The sequence below is a fragment of the Streptomyces narbonensis genome (genome assembly GCF_014649015.1).
In the GTDB taxonomy this organism is placed as follows: Bacteria; Actinomycetota; Actinomycetes; order Streptomycetales; family Streptomycetaceae; genus Streptomyces; species Streptomyces narbonensis.
Window position 1 is genome coordinate 172,750 of record NZ_BMSF01000009.1, and the last position, 20,320, is coordinate 193,069.

General features: G+C 73.5%; 21 protein-coding genes. 11 read left to right on the plus strand and 10 right to left on the minus strand.

Going from position 1 to position 20,320, the window contains the following annotated elements; translation table 11 throughout:
* Positions 1–74 precede the first annotated feature (74 nt).
* Both IE124_RS18980 and IE124_RS18985 read right to left on the minus strand, forming a co-directional pair.
* A complete protein-coding gene (locus IE124_RS18980; RefSeq protein ID WP_189509001.1) occupies positions 75–707 on the minus strand; it encodes a maleylpyruvate isomerase family mycothiol-dependent enzyme in 633 nt (210 codons plus the stop codon).
* A 159-nt stretch (positions 708–866) separates the two neighbouring features.
* A complete protein-coding gene (locus IE124_RS18985) occupies positions 867–1,634 on the minus strand; it encodes an alpha/beta fold hydrolase (RefSeq protein WP_189509002.1) in 768 nt (255 codons plus the stop codon).
* 113 nt (positions 1,635–1,747) lie between these two features.
* On the opposite strand from IE124_RS18985, the gene IE124_RS18990 reads away from it, so the two are divergent.
* On the plus strand, positions 1,748–2,305 hold the full coding sequence (locus IE124_RS18990) for a PadR family transcriptional regulator (RefSeq protein WP_189509003.1): 558 nt from the start codon (positions 1,748–1,750) through the stop codon (positions 2,303–2,305).
* Here the strand turns inward: IE124_RS18990 and IE124_RS18995 are convergent.
* Positions 2,286–2,789: a GNAT family N-acetyltransferase gene (locus IE124_RS18995; RefSeq protein ID WP_189509004.1), complete on the minus strand. Its 504-nt coding sequence runs from the start codon at positions 2,787–2,789 to the stop codon at positions 2,286–2,288. The genes IE124_RS18990 and IE124_RS18995 overlap by 20 nt on opposite strands.
* A 109-nt stretch (positions 2,790–2,898) precedes the next feature.
* On the opposite strand from IE124_RS18995, the gene IE124_RS19000 reads away from it, so the two are divergent.
* The 5 genes from IE124_RS19000 to IE124_RS19020 all read left to right on the plus strand — a co-directional run bounded on the left by IE124_RS19000 (position 2,899) and on the right by IE124_RS19020 (position 8,396).
* Positions 2,899–3,345 (plus strand): hypothetical protein, encoded by a 447-nt coding sequence (locus IE124_RS19000; protein WP_229832585.1) that lies wholly within the window; start codon positions 2,899–2,901, stop codon positions 3,343–3,345.
* A gap of 107 nt (positions 3,346–3,452) precedes the next feature.
* The gene (locus IE124_RS19005; RefSeq protein ID WP_189509005.1) at positions 3,453–4,112 is read left to right on the plus strand and encodes an RNA polymerase sigma factor; all 660 of its coding nucleotides are present in this window, start codon (positions 3,453–3,455) and stop codon (positions 4,110–4,112) included.
* On the plus strand, positions 4,105–4,935 hold the full coding sequence (locus tag IE124_RS19010) for a hypothetical protein (RefSeq protein ID WP_189509006.1): 831 nt from the start codon (positions 4,105–4,107) through the stop codon (positions 4,933–4,935). Before IE124_RS19005 ends, IE124_RS19010 begins: the two co-directional genes overlap by 8 nt.
* A gap of 164 nt (positions 4,936–5,099) precedes the next feature.
* Positions 5,100–6,818, plus strand: coding sequence for a PP2C family protein-serine/threonine phosphatase (locus tag IE124_RS19015; protein WP_189509007.1), 1,719 nt, complete (start codon positions 5,100–5,102; stop codon positions 6,816–6,818).
* A gap of 210 nt (positions 6,819–7,028) precedes the next feature.
* Positions 7,029–8,396 carry an MFS transporter gene (locus tag IE124_RS19020; protein ID WP_189509008.1) on the plus strand — a complete coding sequence of 456 codons (1,368 nt, stop codon included), beginning with the start codon at positions 7,029–7,031 and terminating at the stop codon, positions 8,394–8,396.
* 60 nt (positions 8,397–8,456) lie between these two features.
* Here the strand turns inward: IE124_RS19020 and IE124_RS19025 are convergent, their stop codons facing one another.
* The 6 genes from IE124_RS19025 to IE124_RS19050 all read right to left on the minus strand — a co-directional run bounded on the left by IE124_RS19025 (position 8,457) and on the right by IE124_RS19050 (position 15,117).
* On the minus strand, positions 8,457–10,349 hold the full coding sequence (locus tag IE124_RS19025) for a helix-turn-helix domain-containing protein (protein WP_189509009.1): 1,893 nt from the start codon (positions 10,347–10,349) through the stop codon (positions 8,457–8,459).
* A gap of 79 nt (positions 10,350–10,428) precedes the next feature.
* On the minus strand, positions 10,429–11,271 hold the full coding sequence (locus IE124_RS19030) for a 3-hydroxybutyrate dehydrogenase (RefSeq protein ID WP_189509010.1): 843 nt from the start codon (positions 11,269–11,271) through the stop codon (positions 10,429–10,431).
* A 55-nt stretch (positions 11,272–11,326) separates the two neighbouring features.
* Positions 11,327–11,809 (minus strand): NUDIX hydrolase, encoded by a 483-nt coding sequence (locus IE124_RS19035; protein WP_189509011.1) that lies wholly within the window; start codon positions 11,807–11,809, stop codon positions 11,327–11,329.
* Positions 11,810–11,945: 136 nt separating this feature from the next.
* Positions 11,946–13,607, minus strand: a complete 1,662-nt coding sequence (gene lnt, locus IE124_RS19040) for an apolipoprotein N-acyltransferase (protein ID WP_189509012.1) — start codon at positions 13,605–13,607, stop codon at positions 11,946–11,948.
* An 86-nt stretch (positions 13,608–13,693) separates the two neighbouring features.
* Positions 13,694–14,260: a hypothetical protein gene (locus IE124_RS19045; protein WP_189509013.1), complete on the minus strand. Its 567-nt coding sequence runs from the start codon at positions 14,258–14,260 to the stop codon at positions 13,694–13,696.
* Between the two features lie 62 nt (positions 14,261–14,322).
* The gene (locus IE124_RS19050; protein WP_189509014.1) at positions 14,323–15,117 is read right to left on the minus strand and encodes a glutamate racemase; all 795 of its coding nucleotides are present in this window, start codon (positions 15,115–15,117) and stop codon (positions 14,323–14,325) included.
* A gap of 58 nt (positions 15,118–15,175) precedes the next feature.
* Here IE124_RS19050 and IE124_RS19055 point away from each other — a divergent pair, with 58 nt between their 5' ends.
* The 5 genes from IE124_RS19055 to IE124_RS19075 all read left to right on the plus strand — a co-directional run bounded on the left by IE124_RS19055 (position 15,176) and on the right by IE124_RS19075 (position 19,841).
* Positions 15,176–16,471, plus strand: coding sequence for a glycosyltransferase (locus IE124_RS19055; RefSeq protein WP_189509015.1), 1,296 nt, complete (start codon positions 15,176–15,178; stop codon positions 16,469–16,471).
* A 157-nt stretch (positions 16,472–16,628) separates the two neighbouring features.
* On the plus strand, positions 16,629–17,813 hold the full coding sequence (locus tag IE124_RS19060) for a zinc-dependent alcohol dehydrogenase (protein WP_189509016.1): 1,185 nt from the start codon (positions 16,629–16,631) through the stop codon (positions 17,811–17,813).
* A gap of 66 nt (positions 17,814–17,879) precedes the next feature.
* Complete coding sequence (locus IE124_RS19065; protein ID WP_189509017.1) at positions 17,880–18,575, plus strand: HemK2/MTQ2 family protein methyltransferase; 696 nt, start codon at positions 17,880–17,882, stop codon at positions 18,573–18,575.
* Positions 18,559–18,819 carry a CDGSH iron-sulfur domain-containing protein gene (locus IE124_RS19070; RefSeq protein WP_229832587.1) on the plus strand — a complete coding sequence of 87 codons (261 nt, stop codon included), beginning with the start codon at positions 18,559–18,561 and terminating at the stop codon, positions 18,817–18,819. Before IE124_RS19065 ends, IE124_RS19070 begins: the two co-directional genes overlap by 17 nt.
* The gene (locus IE124_RS19075; protein WP_189509018.1) at positions 18,819–19,841 is read left to right on the plus strand and encodes an iron-containing redox enzyme family protein; all 1,023 of its coding nucleotides are present in this window, start codon (positions 18,819–18,821) and stop codon (positions 19,839–19,841) included. Before IE124_RS19070 ends, IE124_RS19075 begins: the two co-directional genes overlap by 1 nt.
* 56 nt (positions 19,842–19,897) lie before the next feature.
* Here IE124_RS19075 and IE124_RS35385 read toward each other — a convergent pair whose 3' ends face one another.
* Positions 19,898–20,305 carry an STAS domain-containing protein gene (locus IE124_RS35385; protein ID WP_268246740.1) on the minus strand — a complete coding sequence of 136 codons (408 nt, stop codon included), beginning with the start codon at positions 20,303–20,305 and terminating at the stop codon, positions 19,898–19,900.
* Between the last annotated feature and the right edge of the window lie 15 nt (positions 20,306–20,320).

The window sequence follows — 20,320 nt, forward strand, 5'->3', positions numbered from 1 at the left end:
GGCAACAGGATTGACGCCCCGGACGGGCCCGCTCGTCCGGGAACCCGCCGTACGGACCCCGGCCTCGGCCGCCCTCAGCCGTCCGCCGCCAGCGCGGTCACCCCCGGACCGCTCAGGTCGTCCAGGGCCGGGCGGCGGCCGGAGACGGCCAGGAGCAGGGAGAGTGCGGGGCCTGTCGCCTCCGGGCCGGTGCCGAGGGTCAGGCCGGTGTCGGTCGCCGTGAGCCGGACGCGGGCCAGGAGCTCCTTGGCCCCGCCGAAGGAGGCCGGTGTCCGGGCCTGCAGGCGGAGCGACCTGACCACGGCCTCTGCCGGATAGGCACGGGTGAGGCCCAAGGGGCGGCGGATGTCCTCGCCGTGGACGACCTCCTCGACGAGCCGGCTGTCGAGGGGCGCCGGCGGGGTCGAGGTCCGCGAGGCCGCCCGACGCAGCCGCTCCAGGGTCTCCTGCGGTGTGGCCCCGCGCTCGCGGGCGACACCCACGGAGTTCTGGCGGTCGAAGTCGAACCGCGCCCGGGCGAGGCCGACCACGAAGCCGAGGCGTGTCGTCCGGTACGTGTCGACCAGATGGGCGGCCACGTCGTGGACCGTCCATCCGGCGCAGAGCGAGGGCTGCTCCCATTGCGGGCCGTCCAGGCGTGAAAGGTCCTCGACGAGCGCCGCGCGCTCCGCGTGGACCATCGCCCAGACCTCGTCCTTCTCCGCCATGACTTCTCCTTCGTCGGCCACCGTGTGTGCCGGGGAAGACTCCGGGACGAGCGGGAACTCATCGCTCCGTGCCGCGCGGAGCCCGGCACGGACAGGTCCTCGGCGTCGTCCGGCGTCGAGCCTCGCACAGTCCCGGCGTCGTCCGGCGTCATGCCGGTGTCAGCCGCCGTTCAGCGCGTCGGAGACCGCGACCGCGAAGGCGTCGGGGTTGTCGAACATGATGTTGTGGCCGCAGTCGGGGATCGCCCGGAGGGTCACGCCCGAGGCGCGCAGGCCCGCCGCGTCCGCCGGTTCGCCGTCGGCCTCCGGGTGGAGGCAGGTCCGGGGGACGGAGAGCCCGGCCAGGTGTTCACGCAGGGTGGGCGAGGTCCCGCGAGCGCGGTGGACCGTGGTCCGGTAGAGGGCTTCAGGTCCCGCGAGGCGCATCGTGGACCACCAGAACGCGCCGACCCGCTCCTCGGTGCGCTGCCGGCCGTGGGCCAGGAACTCCTCCTCCGTGTAGGCGGCGATGCCGCTGCTGCCGGGGGCGGGTTCCGGCGGGGCGGGGTCGAGGACGGAGTCGACGAGGACCAGGCTCGCGACGAGCCGTGGGTGCCGGGCTGCGAGCAGGATGGCCACCGCCCCGCCGAGGCTGTGCGCGACGACCTCGGCGTCCGTCACCTCGGCGGCCTCCAGTGCCGCCGCCACGGCGTCGGCGTGCTGCTCCAGCGTGTATCCGAAGTCCGTGGGGCGGTCGCTGATGCCGAAGCCGAGCAGGTCGAGAAGCAGGGACCGGCGGCCGGTCAGCAGGGGGTGCGCGGCGGCCGCGGCCCAGTAGACCGGGGACGTGGCGCCGAGTCCGTGCAGGTAGAGCCTGGTGGGCTCGGTGCCGGGGATCTCGACCCAGCGGATCTGGTCGCCGTTCGGTGTCACGGGGGCATGGCGCATGGCGGACTCCTCGCCTCGGGGGCTGACACCCGACGATACCTCGATATCGAGGTATAGCGGTATCGATATATCTCGGCGCCTTGATACCTCGCCGGTTCTGACACCATGGGCCCATGCTCAAGCTCGCGATCCTCGGGTTCCTTCGGGACCGGCCGATGCACGGCTACGAACTGCGCCGGCACCTGGCCGCCCTGACGGGCCACATCCGTCCGCTCAGCGACGGCACCCTCTATCCGGCGATCAAGCGCCTCGAAGCCGACGGCCTGCTCGTCCGCGAGACCGAGCCCGGTTCGACCGCCGCCCCCCGGCACACCCTGCACCTGACGCCTGAGGGGCGGGCAGCACTGCTCGAACGGCTGCGCACGCCGGAGCAGTTGGACATCAGCGACGAGAACCGCTGGTTCACCGTGCTGGCCTTCCTCCGCCACCTCGACGATCCCGCCGCTCAGGCCGTCGTGCTCCGCCGGCGTCTCGCCTTCCTCGAAGAGCCGGCGAGCTTCTTCCACGACGAGGCCGGGCCGCTCGACGCCGAGCGGATCACCGACCCCTTCCGCAGCGGCATCCTGCTGATCGCCCGGGCGACGTCACGGGCCGAACTCGCCTGGCTGCACGACATGATCGCCGCCCTGGAAACCCAGGGCGGGCGGGACCTCACGGCAACGGGCGCGTGAGCCAGACCACTTCGCCGTTCTCCTCCATGGAGAGGTGGTCCCGCTCGAAGTCGAGCTTCTCCAGGACGCGCAACGACGGTGCGTTCCACGTGCCGACGGTCGACCAGAGCCGCTTCCGCCCAGTCGCCGCGGCGGCCTCGACGACCGCCGCGGCCGCCTCCGTGGCGTAGCCGCGCCCGTGCGCGTGCCGGAACAGCTCGTATGCGATCTCGGGCTCGTCCAGGGTGGCGCGGCCGATGATCAGCCCGCAGTAGCCGATGAAGTCACCTTCCTCACGGCGCTGGATGGGCAGCAGCGCGATCCCCGTCTCCTCCGTGGCCGCGAGCAGCTCCACGATTCCGGTCCGGGTGCGCTCGACCGTGAAGGTCCCCTTGTCCCGTTCGGAGAGGAGGGCGGTGAACTCGGCGGCATCCGACTCGGCCCACGGCCGCAGTATCAGGCGCTCGGTCTCCAGGTGGAACGACATCGTCTCGTACGCAGTCATGGCCCTCACTCTGCCCCACGCGTCACGTGTGACACTTCCGGACCCCTGCCCGCTCAGGAAGCGAGGGAACCGAAACCGTCGGCTCCCCATCGACTCCCCAGGGGCCGGCATGCATCGACACGGCATCACCGCGGCGGACATGCCGCGACACTCCGCGGGGCTCCTCAGGGCACTCGCCGTCCGCCGCTCCGCCACCGCCCACGGCCCGCTCCCGCTGAACTACTCGACCGCGAGCCTGCGTGTGGTGGACTTCCTCATCGACGGCCTGCGCCGGGACGGTGACGCGCGGGCCGAGACACCGCGGAGTCTGCTCTTCGGGCTCGGCTCGTACGTGGGTGAGGTCCTGGTGCGACAGGCGGGCGCGGTCTGGGTGGACCTGGACGCCTCCCAACGCGAGTACTTCGGCCAGCGGGTGGGGGTGCGGATGCCGGACGGACGCATACGCAGCCCGCTCACCAAAGTCGAGAACCGCTACCGCCTCGGCCCCGCGGAATCGCTGTACGAGTTCTACCTGACCCTCCCCGGCCGCTCCCGTGCGAGACGGGTCCGGGTCTGATCCCGCCCCCTCAACCGGCCTGTGGAACCGCTGTGATAGTCCTGTGCGGGAAGATCATTCGGCTCGGCCAGGGGTGGCGGGGAAGACGCGAGGAATGGGATCCAGGGGTGTACCAGCAGAAACCGGCGACCGGGCACGGGAGTCGGGACGGCGGGGCCCACGACCGAGAACTCGAGGAGGCGGTGAAGCGGGCCCAGCAGGGCGACGAGGACGGCTTCACGCTGGCCTACCGCCTCGTGAACCCGCTCCTCATCGGCTACCTGCGGGGTCTCGTCGGTGACGAGGCGGAGGACGTGTGCGCCACCGCCTGGCTGGAGATCGCGCGTGACCTGGGACGCTTCCGCGGCGACGGGGCCGGCTTCCGCGCCTGGACCGTCTCCATAGCCCGCAACCGCGCCCTGGACCTGCTGCGGCGCGAGAAGGTCCGCCCCAGGAAGTCGTCCACCACGCTGGACGACCTGCCCCATCCCGCCTCCCCCGAGCTCACCGACGACCAGGCGCTCCAGGCGCTCGCCACCGAACGGGTGCTGGCTCAGCTCGCCGGACTGCCACGGAGCCAGGCGGAGGCGGTACTTCTGACGACGATCGTCGGCCTCGACAACCCGTCGGCCGCGCGCATCCTCGGGAAGCGTCCCGGCGCCGTGCGGATGGCCGTGAGCCGCGGGCTCGCGACCCTGCGCCGGCGCCTCCCCTTACAGGAGCTCGATCTCCGCCCGATCACCCGACGACGCCCCACCGTGCCGACCCCTGGAGGACCCGATGACTGAGCGCCCCGCCGCGGCCGTCCCCTCCTCCGCCTCGGACCCCGGGATCGAGCGTCTGCTGACCGAGGCCCTCGTCCCCGCGTCCCCGCCCGCCTCCGCCGCTGCCGCCGAGGCCGAGGCCGCAGCCCTGACGGCGTTCCGAGCGGCCCGGGATTCCGGCGCCCTCGACGCCCTCCCCCTCCCTTCGGATGACTGGCGCCCGCGCGATGCGGCCACGTCCTCCCGGCTCCCCCTGCGCACCTACCTGGGTGCCGCGCTCGCCGGACTCTCCCTGAGCGGCGTCGCCGTGGCCTCGACCCCTCTCCCCGCCGAAGCCGACCAGTCCTCCGAGCGGCCCGCCCCCGCCGGCCGTACGCCGTCCCCCGGCTCCACTCCCGTCTCCGGCCCGCGCCCGTCCGCGACCCCGGAGCGGCGCGTGGCCCCGCCGTCGCCTCCCGCCGCCCCCGGCCCTCCGACCGTGCGGGAACCCGCCGGCGAGCCCGGGCACGTCGACGGCTTCACGTCCCTGTGCCGCACGCACCTGCGTCACCACACGGCGGAAGCCGCCGACCCCTCGCACAACTCCGCGGCCTGGCAGCGGCTCGCCGCGGCGGCCGGCGGCGAGTCACGGATCGACGCGTACTGCACGCGGGCCCTGGCGAAGGAGAAGCCCCCTGGGGCAGCCATGGTGCCCGCCCCTCCCCGAGACGGGAAAAGGGACCCGGACGGACCGGCGGGGAGGTCCGCGAAGGGGCCGTCAGCAGGAGTCGCGGACGGCTCGGACCGTCCGGAGCGGGGTCATGCCTCCCGGTCGGAGCCGTACACGAAGCGGCACAACGCCTTCTAGGGCGTGTGCATGGACCGCCCCACGGTGGGCACCCGCCCCCTGGTGATCGGGGCCCGGGCGGCCGGGCAGGTCGCCGTCAGCCGGGAGGTCAGCGGAATCGAGCCACGTGTCGTCGCCGGTGTTCGGCAGACGAGCGCGTGGCATGGAGTTCGCGGAGGCGAAGGATGAGCTTTCCCCTGCCCGACAGTATCGATGCCCTCAAGGACATGATCCACCGCGAGACCACCGCCCTGCGCACGGTGGTGCGCCGGAATGCGGAGCGTCCGCTCAGTGGATCGGCCAGCACGGAACTGACATCACCCCTCCAGTCCTTGGCAGTGCTCCCGCCGTCCGCGGAGACGGACGGGGTGTCGCGATGCGTGTGCAGCACCCACGAGCCGGCCGGCAGCGGCCTCTGCTCGGTGCTCGCCGCGATCCCGGTCTCAGCCGTGCTCCTCGAACCGGTGTGGGACGAGGCGGGCGCCCTCCTGGACTTCCGCATCGCGGCCGGCAACCGCGTCCGGTCGGCGGACTGGCTGGAGGCGCCGGAGCACCAGATCGGTCAGCGGTTCCTGGAGGCACGGCCGGGAGCGGCGACGTCCGGACTGCTGGCCGCGCTGGCGGATGTCGTGGACGCCGGCAAGCCCTTGGACGGGCTGGTGGTGGACTACACGGAGCAGCGGCTCGGCCGCATCCACCGGGCTCCGCTGCTGTACTCCGCGGCCCGGTGCGGCGACCAGGTGCTCGCGACCTGGCAGCCCGTGCAGAGCCGGGCGGAGCTGCTGACGATCGACGCCCAGTTCCTGGCGTCGATGGGATGGGGGAACTGGGATCTGCTCTCGGGGAAGGTGACCTGGTCCGAAGGGCTCAGCCGGATCTTCCACGCCGATGTGCGCATGCCGTGGACGCTGGAGCAGTTGTGCGACGCGTTGCTGCCGGACGATCTGACGGCGCTCGCGGAGTTCCTCAGCTCGGTCCTGGCAGGTGAGGAGCCCGCCTGGACCCGGATCCGTTTCCTCGTGCTCGGCGAACTCCGTACGCTCGACCTGCTGGGGCGGCCGGTCACCGGCACGGACGGCAGGGCGTGGGCGGTCAACCTGGTGGCCCGTGACCTCACGCCGCAGATTCGCAGCCGTCGACGGCTCGCCGAGACGGAGCGGGAGTCGGACCGGCTGCGGCGGCAGACGGCAGCGGAGCGGAAGGTCGCGGACGCGCTGCGCGAGGCTCTTCTCCCCACGCATTCCGAGGCGCTGGCGGCGGTCGGGCTGACGGTGGCGGCCTCCTACCGGCCGGCCGAGCCCGACGCCGCGGTGGGTGGTGACTGGTACAAGTGCCGACTGCTGCCGGACGGCCGGGTGCTCGTCGCGATCGGCGACGCGTCGGGACACGGCCTGGACGCCGTGGCGCGGATGGCTCAGCAGCGGCACGCGCTGGCCGGCCTGGCCCAGACGGGAGCGTCCGCCGGCGAGATCACGACCTGGCTGAACGAGTTGGTCTGCAGCGACCCGGCGGGACAGACGGCCACGGTGGTGGCCGGTCACCTCGACGAAAACAAGGTCCTGCACTGGGCCGACGCCGGGCACCCCGCACCGCTCCTGCTGCGTGACGGCCGGGCCGAACCGCTGGTCGCCGAGCACCGCGGTCCGCTCCTCGGTGCGCTTCCGGGGTACGCCTACGAGACGTCGTCCACGCCGCTGCGCCCGGGCGATCTGCTGGTGCTCTACACCGACGGCATGGTCGAGCGCCGGGGCGAAGACGTGACCGAGGGCATCGCGCGGCTGGCCCATGCAGTGGAGGACGCGTCCGCCCTGGAACCGCAGCAGGTGATCGACGCGCTGCTGACCCATCCCGAGATCGCGGACCACGAGGACGACGCGTGCGTCCTGGGCATCCGGGCGGACTGAACACGCGACAGGCGCCAAGGTAGGTTGTCCGACCGGCCTGCCGGGCCTGTCGGCGCGGCCACGAGTCGGCGGGCGCGTCAGCAGGCCATGGAGGCTGGGCGTACACGGCCCCGCTGAACTATGGTGTCCCACCACATACGACGCTGACCTGCCACTTCCTACGGTGTGGCGACACCGAATCGTCCCCGCCCTTGCCTGGAAGTGGTGCACATGTCCGCCGCAACAACCTCCCCGACGCCACCCGGTTCCCTCAAGCGGATCGTCGCCGCCAGCCTCATCGGCACGACGATCGAGTGGTACGACTTCTTCCTGTACGGCTCCGCCGCGGCGCTCGTGTTCAACAAGCTGTTCTTCCCCGAGTCCGACCCGCTCGTCGGGACCCTGCTCTCCTTCCTGACGTACGCCGTCGGGTTCGCCGCCCGGCCGCTCGGGGCGCTGGTGTTCGGGCACTACGGGGACCGGCTCGGGCGGAAGAAGCTCCTCGTCCTGAGCCTGCTCCTGATGGGCGGGGCGACCTTCGCCATCGGGCTGCTGCCGACCCACGCGACCATCGGCTCCGCCGCCCCGGTGCTGCTGACCGTCCTGCGTCTCGTCCAGGGCTTCGCGCTCGGGGGCGAGTGGGGCGGGGCCGTACTCCTCGTGTCCGAGCACGGCGACGCGAAGCGGCGCGGCTTCTGGGCCTCGTGGCCGCAGACCGGCGCGCCCGCCGGGCAGCTGCTCGCGACCGGTGTGCTGTCCGCGCTGACCGCGCTGCTCTCGGACGCCGCCTTCGCCTCCTGGGGCTGGCGCATCCCCTTCCTGCTCTCCGGCGTCCTCGTGATCGTCGGGCTGTGGATACGGCTCTCCGTCGACGAGTCGCCCGTCTTCAAGGCCGCGCTCGCCGCGGCCGAGGAGCGCAAGGCGGTCGCCGGGCAGGTCGAGAAGCTTCCGCTGGTCTCCGTCCTGCGGCACCACTGGCGGGACGTGCTCGTCGCGATGGGCGCCCGGATGGCCGAGAACATCTCGTACTACGTGATCACCGCGTTCATCCTCGTCTACGCGACCACCCAGGTCGGTCTCTCCAAGCAGACCGCGCTGAACACCGTCCTCATCGGCTCCGCCGTCCACTTCGCGGTGATCCCGCTCTGGGGCGCGCTCTCCGACCGGCTCGGCCGCCGCCCCGTGTACCTGATCGGCGCGATCGGTGTCGGCGCCTGGATGTTCCCGTTCTTCTCCCTGATCGACCGGGGCACCTTCGGCTCGCTGCTGCTCGCCGTGACCGTCGGCCTGGTCCTCCACGGGGCGATGTACGCGCCCCAGGCCGCCTTCTTCTCCGAGATGTTCGCGACCCGCGTGCGCTACTCCGGCGCCTCCATCGGCGCCCAGTTCTCCTCCGTGGCCGCCGGCGCCCCGGCACCGCTCATCGCGACCGCTCTGCTGGCCGACTACGGCGACTCGACGCCGATCGCGCTGTACGTGATCGCCGCCGCGCTGCTCACCGTCGTCGCCATCGCCTGCGCCGAGGAGACCCGCGAGCGCGACCTCGGCGAGATCGCCGAGCGGACCTCCGAGAGGCCCCGGGTCGGCGCCGACGTCTGACGGATGCCGAAGTGCCCCGTGCCGCGCTCCTCACGAGCCCGGCACGGGGCACTTCTCGCGTCACCTCCCCGGGACCGCCCCCGCGAGCGCGTGCAGGCGCAGGGCCAGCTGGATCTCCAGGGCGCGGGCCGGGGACTGCCAGTCCGGGCCGAGAAGCCGGCCGACCCGTTCCAGGCGCTGGGCCACCGTGTTGACGTGGACGTGGAGCTCCTCCTTGGTGCGGGCCGGGCTCATGCCGCTCGCGAAGTACGCGTCCAGGGTGCGGACGAGATCGGTGCCCCGGCGGCGGTCATAGGCGACGACCTGGCCCACGGTCCGGTCGACGAAGCCGCCGATGTCGCGGCTGTCGGCGAGGAGCAGCCCGAGGAAGCCCAGGTCCTCGGCGGCCGCCCCCTGGCCGGAGCGGTGCAGGAGCCGGAGCGCGTCGAGGCAGCGGCGGGCCTCCTCGTAGGCGACGCCGACCTCGTCCGGGCGGTCGAGGGGCGCGCGTACGGGGGCGGAGGCACCGACGGTGACGGACTCGCGCAGGGTGTCGCCGAGGTGGCGGGCGGTCTGGCGGGCCAGGTCGGCGGCGCTCTCGCCGGGGCCGAGCGGCAGCAGCAGGACCGTGCCGCCGTCGCGGGCGGAGGCGAGTCCGTGCCGGGTGGCGGCGAGGTGCGAGGCCGCCGCGCCGAGGCGCCGCCGGTCGGCGCTCTCGCGGCGGCCGGCATCGGTGTCGGCCGCGCCGCCCGCCCGGTCGACGCGGGCGGCGAGCACGACGTGGGGCGCGGCGCTGTCGGCGCGCAGCCGGGCGGCGCGCTCGCGCAATAGGCGGCGGTCGCGGTCGGGGGCGTCGAGGAGGTCGTCGAGGAGTTCGCCGCGCACCCGCTGCTCGGCCTCTCCGGCGGAGCGGCGGGCGAGCAGCAGCAGGGAGGTGACGAGCGCGGCCCGTTCCAGGGTCCGCTGGTCGACGGGGTCGAGCTCGGGCCGGCCGCGGAGGACGAGGGCGCCGAGGGCCTCGCCGCCGGCGGAGACGGCGGCGACCCAGTCGTCGCCCTCGCGGACGGCGTGGCCCTCCGCGCGGCGGACCGATCCGGCGTCCGTCTCGGTGAACTCGACGGTGCCGCCGAGGACCTCGGAGACCGCGTCGGCCACGTCGTGGACGCCGCCCCCGTGCAGGACGAGCTCGGAGAGCCGGTCGTGGACCTCGGAGGCCCGCTCGATGACACCGCTGTGCTCGCGGATGATGTCGTTGGCCCGCTCCAGCTCGGCCAGGGCCGAGCGGGTCTCGGCGAGCAGGTTGGCCGTGTCGATGGCGACGGCGGCGTGTGCGGCGAAGGAGCAGAGCAGGGCGACCTGCTCGCGCTCGAAGACCCTGGCCCTGCGGTCGGCGGCGAAGAGGACGCCGATCACCTGGCTGCCGAGGCTGAGCGGGACGCCGAGGATGGCGACGAGGCCCTCGTCCCGTACCGCCGTGTCGATCGTCCGGGTGTGCTGGAAGCGCTCGTCCTCGAAGTAGTCGTCCGTGACGTACGGGCGGGCGGTCTGCGCGACGAGCCCGCCGAGGCCCTCGCCCATGCCGAGCCTCACCTGCTGGAAGCGCGCGGAGACGGAGCCCTCCGTGACCCGCATGTACGTGTCGCCCGCGACCGGGTCGTTGAGGCTCAGGTAGGCGACCTCGGTGCCGAGGAGCGAGCGGGCGCGCTGGACGATGGCGCGCAGCACGGCGTCGAGGTCGCGGAGTCCCGCGAGGTCGTGGGCGGTCTCGATGAGCGCGGACAGCTCCGCCTCACGGCGCCGCCGCCCCTCCAGCTCGGCCCGTACGCGCAGGGCGAGCGTCTTGGCCTCTTCGAGCCCGGCCAGCGCCTCGGGGCCCGCGCCGCTCGCGCGGGCGAGCAGCACGGGCCGGTCGTAGGCCTCCGTCGCGGCTCCCCTCGCGAGGAGTTCCAGGTAGGAGACGTGTTCGTGGGACATGGACACAGGGATACCTGCCGGACGTGTGCTCGCACCACCCCTGTGGACAAGCTTCACCACCGCGACCGCGGGGGGCAGCTCAGTGGGCGGTCCAGCCGCCGTCGAGGGTGAGCGAGGTGCCGGTGATGAACGAGGCCTGCGGGGTGCACAGGTAGAGGACGGCCTCGGCGACCTCCTCGGGCTCGATGAGGCGCTTGAGCGCCGAGTCCTTGAGCAGCACCTCCGAGAGGACCCGCTCGCGGGGGATGCCGTGGGCGGCGGCCTGGTCGGCGACCTGCCGCTCGACGAGCGGGGTGCGTACGTAGCCGGGGCTGACGCAGTTGGAGGTGACCCCGTGCGGAGCGCCTTCGAGGGCGGCGGTCTTCGAGAGGCCTTCGAGACCGTGTTTGGCGGCCACATAGGCGGACTTGAAGGCGGAGGCGCGCAGCCCGTGGACGGAGGAGAGGTTGACGATCCGCCCCCAGCCCTGGGCATACATGTGCGGCAGCGCGCCCCTGATCAGACGGAAGGGCGCCTCCAGCATCACCGTGAGCACGGTGTGGAAGACGTCCGGCGGGAAGTCCTCGATGGGGCGGACGAGCTGGAGTCCGGCGTTGTTCACGAGGATGTCGGCTCCGGCGGCCGCGCCCTCGGCCGCGTCCAGGTCGGTGAGGTCGAGGAGCCGGGGGTCGACGCTTCCGGGGAGACCGGCGGCCTCGCCCACCAGCGTCTCCAGGCCCTCGGCCGCCCGGTCAACGGCTCTGACCCGGGCCCCGGCGGCGGCGAGCCGCAGCGCGCAGGCCCGCCCGATGCCGCCGGCCGCGCCGGTGACGAGCGCGGTGCGGCCGGTGAGGTCGAGGGCGACGGCCCCGGGCAGCGGAGCGGGCGAGGCCGTGGGGGACGCGGAGCCGGGGCCGAGAGGGCTGCTGATGGGGGCGCTCATGCTCCGCACCCTACGAACGGGCCACTCCCCCACCGATGTGGTGCCCGCCTACAGTTCAGCCGGTCTCTGTGGTGCGGAACCATGTGGGGTCGTCGGCGAGCGCCTTCTCGATCCGGAGGTACGAGAAGCGCTTCATCTCCGGCAGGTCGTCCACCTCGAACCAGCCGACCTCGGTCGACTCGTCGTCGTTGACCCTGGCCTCTCCGCCGACCGCCCGGCAGCGGAAGGCGACGTCCATGTACTGGCAGGTGTCGCCGTTGGGGTAGACCACGGGCTTGCGCAGGGTCTCCACGAGCAGGATCCGCTCCGGTACGCAGTGCACGGCGGTCTCCTCGAACACCTCGCGGACCGCGCAGTCGGCAGGCTGCTCGCCGGGCTCGACGATGCCGCCGATGACCGCCCACACGCCGTTGTCCGCGCGCCGGCCGAGCAGCACCCGGCCCCGGTCGTCGAAGACCACGGCGCTCACCCCCGGCAGGAAGAGGAGCTGGTGTCCGGCCGTCTCGCGCAGCGTACGGATGAAGTCAGGGGTAGCCATGACTCCGACCCTAGATCATCCGTGATCCGGGGCAGGGCCCGGATCACGCGGCTCCGGATCCCCCGGACGCGGATCCCTCGCACGCGGATCCCCCGTACGCGGATCCCCCGTACGCGGATCCCTAGACCGCGGATCCCTAGACCGCGGATCCCTGGACCGCGGATCCCTCGGTTCCCGCTGCCCCGGTCGCGGCCTCCTCGGCCGGCTTGCGCCGGGCCCGCGCGGAGCGGAGCGCCGACCAGCCGAGGCCGGCGGCGGCGAGGGCCACGAGCAGGGCCTCGGGCAGGGTGCCCATGCGGGTGGCCGGGGTGAGCGAGGAGCGCAGGGGCACCTCCTCGACGAGGACGTCGGGGGTGAACATCTTCGTCTGCGAGACGATCTCGCCGTCGGGGCGGATGACCGCGCTGACCCCGCTGGTGACGGGCACGACGACCGACCGGCTGTGCTCGACGGCCCGCACGCGGGACATGGCGAGCTGCTGGTAGGTCATCTCGCTGCGGCCGAAGGTGGCGTTGTTGCTGGGGACGGTGATGAGCTGCGCGCCGTGGGTGACGGTGTCCCGCACGGCCCAGTCGAAGGCCGCCTCGTAGCAGGTGGCGAGGCCGACCTTGGTGCCGGCGAGGTCGAAGACGCCGACCTTCGTACCGGCTCCGAAGTCGCGGCTGACCCGGTCGACGTTGCTGTTGAAGAGCCGTACGAAGGGCCGCATCGGGATGTACTCGCCGAAGGGCTGGACGTGCCGCTTGTCGTACGTGGCCACGGGGCCGAGCTCCGGGTCCCATTGGATGAGGGTGTTGCGGAGCTTGCCGGTCGGCGGGGCGAGGACCGCACCGATGACGGTGGGCGCCCCGATGGCCCGGACGGCGCCGTCGATGACGTCGGCCGCGTCGCCGTTCGCGTACGGGTCGATGTCCGAGGAGTTCTCCGGCCACAGGACGAAGTCGGGCTGCGGCTCGCGGCCCTCCTTGACGGCCTCGGCGAGCTCGCGGGTGCGGGCGGCGTGGTTGTCGAGGACGGCGCGGCGCTGGGAGTTGAAGTCGAGGCCCAGGCGGGGGACGTTGCCCTGGACGGCGGCGACGGTCGCGGTGCCGTCCTCGGCCGAGTCGTCGACGAGCGGCAGCGCGGCGACCGCGCCCGTGACCGGCAGGAGCACGGCGAGCGCGGTGGCGGCGAGCGGACCGCGCGGGACGGCGCCGGTGGCGCGGTAGGCGCGGAGCCGCCGGTATGCCTCGTACAGCCCGAAGCCGCAGAGGGCGACCGCGAAGCCGAGCACCGGGGTACCGCCGACGGCGGCGAGCGGCAGGAAGACGCCGTCCGCCTGCCCGAAGGCGATCTTGCCCCAGGGGAAGCCACCGAAGGGCACGCGCGCGCGTGCCGCCTCCGCGAGGATCCACACCCCGGCTGCGAAGAAGGGCCACCACGGGAGCCGGGAGACGGCCGCGATGCCGAGCCCGGCGGCGGCCACGAAGAGCGCCTCGATCGCGGCGAGGGCGACCCACGGGACGGGGCCGACCTCCTCGCCGGTCCAGATGAGCAGCGGGAGCATGAAGCCCAGGCCTGCCAGGTAGCCGAGGCCGAATCCGGCGCGCGGGCGACGGCCCCGCAGGGTCCAGCCGAGCAGCGCGAACGCGGGCAGGGCGAGCCACCACAGGGGGCGCGGCGGGAAGCTGAGGAAGAGCAGGAGCCCGGACAGCAGGGCCGTGGCGGGCCGCACGAACCGTCGCAGCTGGGAACCCTGCGCGGGCGGACCCTCGGCTCCGGACGCGGGGGCGGGTGCGGGGGTGATGGTGGCGCTCACCTTGCGGAGTCTACGGGGCGCCCCGGTGGATACCGAGGCCGGTACGAGCCGGGTGCGGTGTCCTGGGCCCGCCGTCCGAGGAGGGCTCAGACGCCCGTCGTGGCGGGCGGGCCGGGCGGGGCCGGGTGGCGGAGGCGGTCGCGGATGACCCGGACCGCGGACTCGGCGTCGTCGACCGTGACCGTGAACGTACGGCCGTCGCCGAGCCGCAGGACGAGGCCTTCGCCCCGTCGGACGATCACCGCCGTGCCCTTCTCGGGGCGCCAGCGGTAGCCCCAGCCGCCCCACTGGCGCGGGTTCACGCTCGGGGCGAAGTCCGCGCCGACGACATGGGAGAGGGGGATGCGGCGGCGCGGCAGGCCGATGTGGCCACAGCGGACCTCCATGGCGCGGTCGTCGACCTTGACGGCCACGTGGACGAAGGCGAGCGTGCCGAAGAGGACGAGGAGTCCGGCCGCGACGCAGCCGATCACCGCCATGAGGAGCGCCGCGATCCCGGAGGTCCAGGCCGACTCGACCGCGATCGTGATGCCGAGCGCCATGCAGGCGGCGCCGGCCAGGGCCGCGAGCCACTGGACGCGGTTGGTGGCGCGGCCGGTCCAGACGGCGGGTTTCCGCTTGTCGGCGTGCTGGTCCCGGGGGTACTGCCTCATGTCAGGAAGAGTACCCAGGATCGCGCGGCGCAGCGCGTCGGGGCGCGGTCACTCCCTCACGGTCAGTGAGCGGGTGCGGTGGCCCCGAGGAGACGGCCTTCGGCGTAGCCGAGGGCGGTGGCGGGGAGCTGTCCGGGGCGGCCGCTGAGCAGCACGGACAGGCTGCCGGTGGGGTCCGCGTCGGGCGCCGGCTCGGCACCGATCCGGCGCAGCGCCTGGGCGGCGACGGCGTCGGCGGAGCCGTGGAAGACGATCGGTGGCAGCCCGTCCCGGCGGCGCGCCTGCAGGGCGGCGAGGATGCGCCCCTCGACCAGCTCGTAGTGGGTGCAGCCGAGGACGACGGCGCGGACGTCCGTCGGGGTGAGGGCGGCGGCCGCGGCGACGGCCGCGTCCACGGCGTCCCGGTCGGCGTGCTCCACGGCGTCGGCGAGCCCGGGGCAGGGCACCTCGGTGACCTCGGCGCCGTCCGCGAAGTCGCGGATCAGGCCGCGCTGGTAGGCGCTGCCGGTGGTGGCCGGAGTGGCCCAGATGGCGACCTTGCCGCCGGCCGCGGCGGCGGGCTTGATGGCCGGGACGGTGCCGATGACGGGGACGCCCGGTTCGAGCGCGGCGCGCAGGGCGGGCAGGGCGTGCACGGTGGCGGTGTTGCAGGCCACGATGAGCGCCTCCGGCCCGTGCTCGGCGGCGGCGAGGGCGACCGCGAGGGCGCGCCCGGTGAGGTCCTCGGGGGTACGCGGACCCCACGGCATGCCGTCCGGGTCGTTGGAGAGGAGCAGATCGGCGTCCGGCCGCAGCCGACGCACCGCGGCAGCCGCCGGGAGCAGGCCGATTCCGGAATCCATGAGCGCGATCTTCACCCGGTCACCCTAGCCGATGGGCCTCGTACGCCCGGCGATCTGGGGCAGACTGCGGCAAATGAGCACCCTTGCCTGGTTCGCGACCGCTTCCCTGGCCACCTGGCTCTGGCTGCTGCTGGGCCAGGGCTTCTTCTGGCGCACGGACCAGCGTCTGCCGCCGGTCGGGGAGGACGGTGCCGCAGGCGCCGGGGGCGGGTGGCCGCGGGTCGTGGTCGTCGTACCGGCGCGGGACGAGGCCGAGGTGCTGCCGCTGAGCCTGCCGTCGCTGCTGGCGCAGGACTACCCCGGCGAGGCCGAGGTGATCCTGGTCGACGACGGCAGCACGGACGGCACGGGGCGCGTCGCCGCAGAACTGGCGGAGCGGTACGGGGCGACCGGGGAGCGGTACGGGGTGACCGGGGAACGGTACGGGGCGGCCGGGGAGCGGTACGGGGTGACCGGGGAGCGGTACGGGGCTGCCGGCGAGCGTCGTGGGCTGCCGTTGACCGTCGTGTCGCCGGGCGAGCCGGAGCCCGGGTGGACGGGGAAGCTGTGGGCGCTGCGGCACGGCATGGCCCTGGCACGCGCGCGTGATCCGGAGTTCCTGCTCCTGACGGACGCGGACATCGCCCATGGGCCGGACAGTCTGCGGCTCCTCGTCGCGGCGGCGCGGGCCAACGACCTGGACCTGGTCTCGCAGATGGCCCGGCTGCGCGTCGCGAGCCCGTGGGAGCGGCTCGTCGTGCCCGCCTTCGTCTACTTCTTCGCGCAGCTCTACCCCTTCCGCTGGATCAACGGGGCGCGGCCCCGCGCGACGGCCGCGGCGGGCGGCTGCGTGCTGCTGCGGACGGAGACGGCGGTGGCGGCCGGCGTGCCGGAGGCGATCCGGCGGGCGGTGATCGACGACGTGTCGCTCGCGCGGGCGGTGCGGCGGTCGGGCGGCCGGATCTGGCTGGGGCTCGCGGAGCGGGTCGACAGCATCCGCCCCTACCCGGGCCTCGGCGAGCTGTGGCGGATGGTCTCGCGGAGCGCGTACGCGCAGCTGCGCAACAACCCGCTGCTGCTCACGGGCACGGTGGCGGGTCTCGTCGTGATCTACCTCGTGCCGCCGGTGGCCCTGGTGGCGGGTGCTCTGACGGGGGACCCCGCATCGGCCTGGGCAGGGGGTGCGGCCTGGGCGGTGATGGCGGGGACGTACCTGCCGATGCTCCGTTACTACCGGCAGCCGCTGTGGCTCGCCGCGCTGCTGCCCTTCACCGCCCTCCTCTATCTGCTGATGACCGTGGACTCGGCCGTGCAGCACTACCGGGGCCGCGGGGCGGCGTGGAAGGGACGTACGTACGCCGGGAGCTACGTCTCCCGACAGGGGGACTAGGGGGTGTCGACTCCCCCTCGGGGGGACGAGGACCAGGCGCGGTGGAGGGGTCTCCGAGCGGACGGCCGGCTGCCGGATGTCCGTTTTCGTCGCCGGGCACGGGGCAGGCGCGCGCTAGGAACAGGTCGAGGCACCCGACAGAGGAGGAGGCGGCGTCATGAGGGCAGTCACCTGGCACGGAAAGAGGGACGTCCGTGTGGACACCGTGCCCGATCCCGTGATCCGTGACGGCGACGACGTGATCGTCAGGATCACGACGACCGGCCTGTGCGGATCCGACCTGCACCTCTACGAGATCCTCGGGGCGTTCCTCGATCCCGGCGACATCCTGGGCCACGAGCCCATGGGCGTCGTCGAGGAGGTGGGTCCGGACGTCACCGCCCTCGCCGCGGGGGACCGCGTGGTCATCCCGTTCAACGTCTCGTGCGGGTCCTGCTTCATGTGCGACCAGGGGCTGCACTCCCAGTGCGAGACGACGCAGGTGCGGGAGCACGGCACCGGGGCTTCCCTCTTCGGGTACACGAAGCTCTACGGCCAGATCCCGGGCGGCCAGGCCCAGTACCTCCGCGTTCCGTTCGGGAACTCCCTCCCGATCCCGGTCCCGGACGGACCGTCCGACGACCGGTTCGTCTATCTGTCCGACGTCCTGCCCACGGCGTGGCAGGCGGTCGCCTACGCGGCCGTCCCGCCGGGCGGGAGCGTCGCGGTCCTGGGACTGGGGCCCATCGGCGACATGAGCTGCCGCATCGCCGCTCATCGCGGCGCCGGCACGGTCATCGGGATCGACCTCGTCCCCGAGCGCCTGGAGAGGGCCCGCCGCCGCGGCGTCCACGCCCTGGACCTCCGGGAGTGCGGTGACGACCTGGCCGACGCGGTCCGGTCGCTGACCGGGGGGCGGGGCCCGGACGCCGTCGTCGACGCGGTGGGCCTGGAGGCCCACGGCAGCCGCATCGCCGCCGCCGCGCAGGGACTGACCACCCACCTGCCGGACGCCCTCGCGGCGGCCATGATGAAGCGCGCGGGGGTCGACCGGCTCTCCGCCCTCTACACGGCCATCGACCTCGTCCGCCGCGGTGGCACCGTCTCGGTGTCCGGGGTGTACGGCGGCGCGCTCGATCCGCTGCCCTTGCTGACCATGTTCGACAAGCAGCTGCATCTGCGGATGGGCCAGGCCAACGTCCTGAGCTGGGTCGACGACATCCTCCCCCTGCTCACCGACGGGGATCCCCTCGGCGTCGACGACTTCGCCACGCACCGCCTGCCGCTCGAACAGGCACCAGAGGCTTACGAGATGTTCCAGAAGAAGCGGGACGGAGCCGTCAAGGTCCTCTTCGCGCCCTGACGCGAGCCACCCGCACCGTGTGTACGCGGCTCGTACGGGAGCCGCACCCTGATCCGGAGGTACGCGATGTCCACGCTGACCGGCACGGCTCTCACCCCGGGGCCCCTCCTCGGCGGCCTGGTCGCGCTCCCGAGCGTCTACCGGCCACAGGCGGACACCCATCTGCTCGCCCAGACACTCGCCCACGAGGAGCTCGGCCCCGGGACGGACGTCCTGGAGATCGGCACGGGGACCGGCGCTCTGGCCCTGCAGGCCGCGCACCGGGGCGCATCCGTCACAGCGGTCGACGTCTCCTGGTCCGCGGTGGCGACGGCCCGCGTGAACGCCGCGGTGCGCCGCCTGCCCTTGCGCGTCCTGCACGGGGACTTCGTGGCGCGTACGGCGGGGCGGCACTTCGACCTGGTCGTGACGAACCCTCCCTACGTGCCGGCTCCGAGGGCCCGGCTGCCCTCGCGGGGCCCCGAGCGGGCCTGGGACGCGGGCCCCGACGGACGTCTGGTGATCGACAGGATCTGTGCGGCCGCTCCGGCCCTGCTGCGCCCGGGCGGTGTCCTGCTGATGGTGCACTCGGGCATGTGCGGACCGGAGGCGACGGTGGACAGACTGACGGGCGCGGGCCTGTCCGCCGAGGTCGCGGCGCGTGTCTCCGTCCCGTGGGGTCCGGTCCTGCGTTCGCGACGGTCCTGGCTGGAGCGGCAGGGCCTGGCGTGCGAAGCCGAGCAGTGGGAAGAGCTGGTGGTCGTCCGTGCCCGGAACGCGTGACGAAGCCGGGGGCTCGCAGCCCGCGTCCCGGACTCCCGCGCGCCGGGTGTCCGTCGACCCGCAGGGGCCCGTCCTCGTGGAGGGTCCCGTCGAGGTCGTTCTGGACGACGGGACGGTCGCCCGTTCCGACCGCTTCGCCGTCGCCCTCTGTACCTGCCGCCGCAGCCGTACGTACCCCTGGTGCGACACCAGCCACCGCCGCCGCGAGCGGTCCGCCCCGCCTACCGAGGAAAGGAAACCGTGATGCCCCCTGCCGGCCCGAGCCCGTCGGTCGCCGACCCCGCTCCCCTCCTCGTGGAGGGCCGGGGCGAGTTGTCCCGCGCCGTGACGCAAGCCCTGCGGTCGGGCAGCGCGCCGCGGTACGAGGCCGGGGCCGTGCCGGACGCCGACGCCTGGGGCGAGGACCTCCAGCTCGCCCTCTACCTTCTGTACGAACTGCACTACCGCGGCTTCGCGGGAGTCGACGACGCGCGCGAGTGGGACCCCGAACTGCTGCTGCTGCGCCGGGCGATGGAGGACCGCTTCCTGGATGCCCTGCGCGTCGGACTGCCCGATACGCCCGGGACGGCCGCTGAGGCCTTCGCACCGCTGCTCGTGGAGCCCGTGGACCTCTCCGGCAGCCTCAGCCACCGCCTGGAGACCGAGGGCGAGCTGTGGCAGCTGCGCGAGTACGCGGCCCTGCGCTCCCTCTACCACCTCAAGGAGGCCGACCCCCACGTCTGGGTCATCCCGCGCCTCACGGGACGGGCCAAGGCCTCCATGGCCGCCATCGAGTACGACGAGTTCGGCGCGGGCCGCGCCGACCGCGTCCACGCGCGGCTCTTCGCGGACCTCATGACCGACCTCGGCCTCGACCCCGCCTACGGGCGGTATCTGGACCACGCGCCCGCGCCGCTCCTCGCGACGGTGAACCTGATGTCCCTCTTCGGGCTCCACCGAGCCCTGCGCGGCGCACTCGTCGGCCATTTCGCCTGCGTCGAGATCACCTCGTCACCCGGGTCCAGGCGGCTTGCCAGGGCGATGCGCCGGTGCGGGGCGGGTGCGGCCGCGGAACATTTCTACGCCGAACACGTGGAGGCCGACGCCGTCCACGAACAGGTCGTGCGCCACGGGGTCGTCGACGGACTCCTCTCCGCGGAGCCCGAGCTGGAGGCCGACGTCGTCCTCGGCTGCGCCGCGACCGTCTTCCTGGAGGGCCGGCTCGCCGATCACATCCGCGAGGCGTGGGACCGGGGCGCCAGTGCGTTGCGCCGGCCTCTGGCGTAGACGCCTTTGCTGCCCCGGGATGGCTAGGGCCCCGGGACCCTTGCCGCCCCGGGACCCTAGCCATCTCGGGGGGCGGGGCCCATCGCGAACAGCCCGGCCGTGTCCGTGATCTCCATGAGGCGCAGCATCTGGTGGGAGGGCGCCCCCAGCCGGAGGGGGTGGCCCGATTCCAAGGCCCACTGTCGGGCGGCCAGGAGCGCGTTGAGTCCGGAGGAGTCGCAGAAGGACGAGTACGTGAGATCGACGATCACCTCGGTCGCGGGCGGTGCCGCGGCGATCGCTCCGAGGAGCGTCGAGCGGACCTCCTTCGCGTGGTGCATGTCCAGATCCCCGGACACCCGCACCACGCGCGCCTTCGGAGGTGCTCCGGCCGGGCGGAGTCCCCTTGCTGCGTCTACCGGGTGTGCTGCGTCTACCAGGTGGGCTTCGTCTTCCAGGTGGGCTTCGTCTTCCAGATGGGCCATCACGACTGTTCACCT

What these genes read in the sequence shown, in the direction of transcription:
- IE124_RS19020 (WP_189509008.1), top strand. Translation starts at nt 7,029, where the DNA reads ATGTCCGCCGCAACAACCTCCCCGACGCCACCCGGTTCCCTCAAGCGG.
- IE124_RS19045 (WP_189509013.1), bottom strand. Translation starts at nt 14,260, where the DNA reads ATGAGGCAGTACCCCCGGGACCAGCACGCCGACAAGCGGAAACCCGCC.
- IE124_RS19025 (WP_189509009.1), bottom strand. Translation starts at nt 10,349, where the DNA reads ATGTCCCACGAACACGTCTCCTACCTGGAACTCCTCGCGAGGGGAGCC.
- IE124_RS19010 (WP_189509006.1), top strand. Translation starts at nt 4,105, where the DNA reads ATGACTGAGCGCCCCGCCGCGGCCGTCCCCTCCTCCGCCTCGGACCCC.
- IE124_RS19030 (WP_189509010.1), bottom strand. Translation starts at nt 11,271, where the DNA reads ATGAGCGCCCCCATCAGCAGCCCTCTCGGCCCCGGCTCCGCGTCCCCC.
- IE124_RS18985 (WP_189509002.1), bottom strand. Translation starts at nt 1,634, where the DNA reads ATGCGCCATGCCCCCGTGACACCGAACGGCGACCAGATCCGCTGGGTC.
- IE124_RS19075 (WP_189509018.1), top strand. Translation starts at nt 18,819, where the DNA reads ATGCCCCCTGCCGGCCCGAGCCCGTCGGTCGCCGACCCCGCTCCCCTC.
- IE124_RS18995 (WP_189509004.1), bottom strand. Translation starts at nt 2,789, where the DNA reads ATGACTGCGTACGAGACGATGTCGTTCCACCTGGAGACCGAGCGCCTG.
- IE124_RS19065 (WP_189509017.1), top strand. Translation starts at nt 17,880, where the DNA reads ATGTCCACGCTGACCGGCACGGCTCTCACCCCGGGGCCCCTCCTCGGC.
- IE124_RS19015 (WP_189509007.1), top strand. Translation starts at nt 5,100, where the DNA reads ATGAGCTTTCCCCTGCCCGACAGTATCGATGCCCTCAAGGACATGATC.
- IE124_RS19035 (WP_189509011.1), bottom strand. Translation starts at nt 11,809, where the DNA reads ATGGCTACCCCTGACTTCATCCGTACGCTGCGCGAGACGGCCGGACAC.
- IE124_RS18990 (WP_189509003.1), top strand. Translation starts at nt 1,748, where the DNA reads ATGCTCAAGCTCGCGATCCTCGGGTTCCTTCGGGACCGGCCGATGCAC.
- IE124_RS19055 (WP_189509015.1), top strand. Translation starts at nt 15,176, where the DNA reads ATGAGCACCCTTGCCTGGTTCGCGACCGCTTCCCTGGCCACCTGGCTC.
- IE124_RS19060 (WP_189509016.1), top strand. Translation starts at nt 16,629, where the DNA reads ATGAGGGCAGTCACCTGGCACGGAAAGAGGGACGTCCGTGTGGACACC.
- IE124_RS18980 (WP_189509001.1), bottom strand. Translation starts at nt 707, where the DNA reads ATGGCGGAGAAGGACGAGGTCTGGGCGATGGTCCACGCGGAGCGCGCG.
- IE124_RS19000 (WP_229832585.1), top strand. Translation starts at nt 2,899, where the DNA reads ATGCATCGACACGGCATCACCGCGGCGGACATGCCGCGACACTCCGCG.
- IE124_RS35385 (WP_268246740.1), bottom strand. Translation starts at nt 20,305, where the DNA reads ATGGCCCATCTGGAAGACGAAGCCCACCTGGAAGACGAAGCCCACCTG.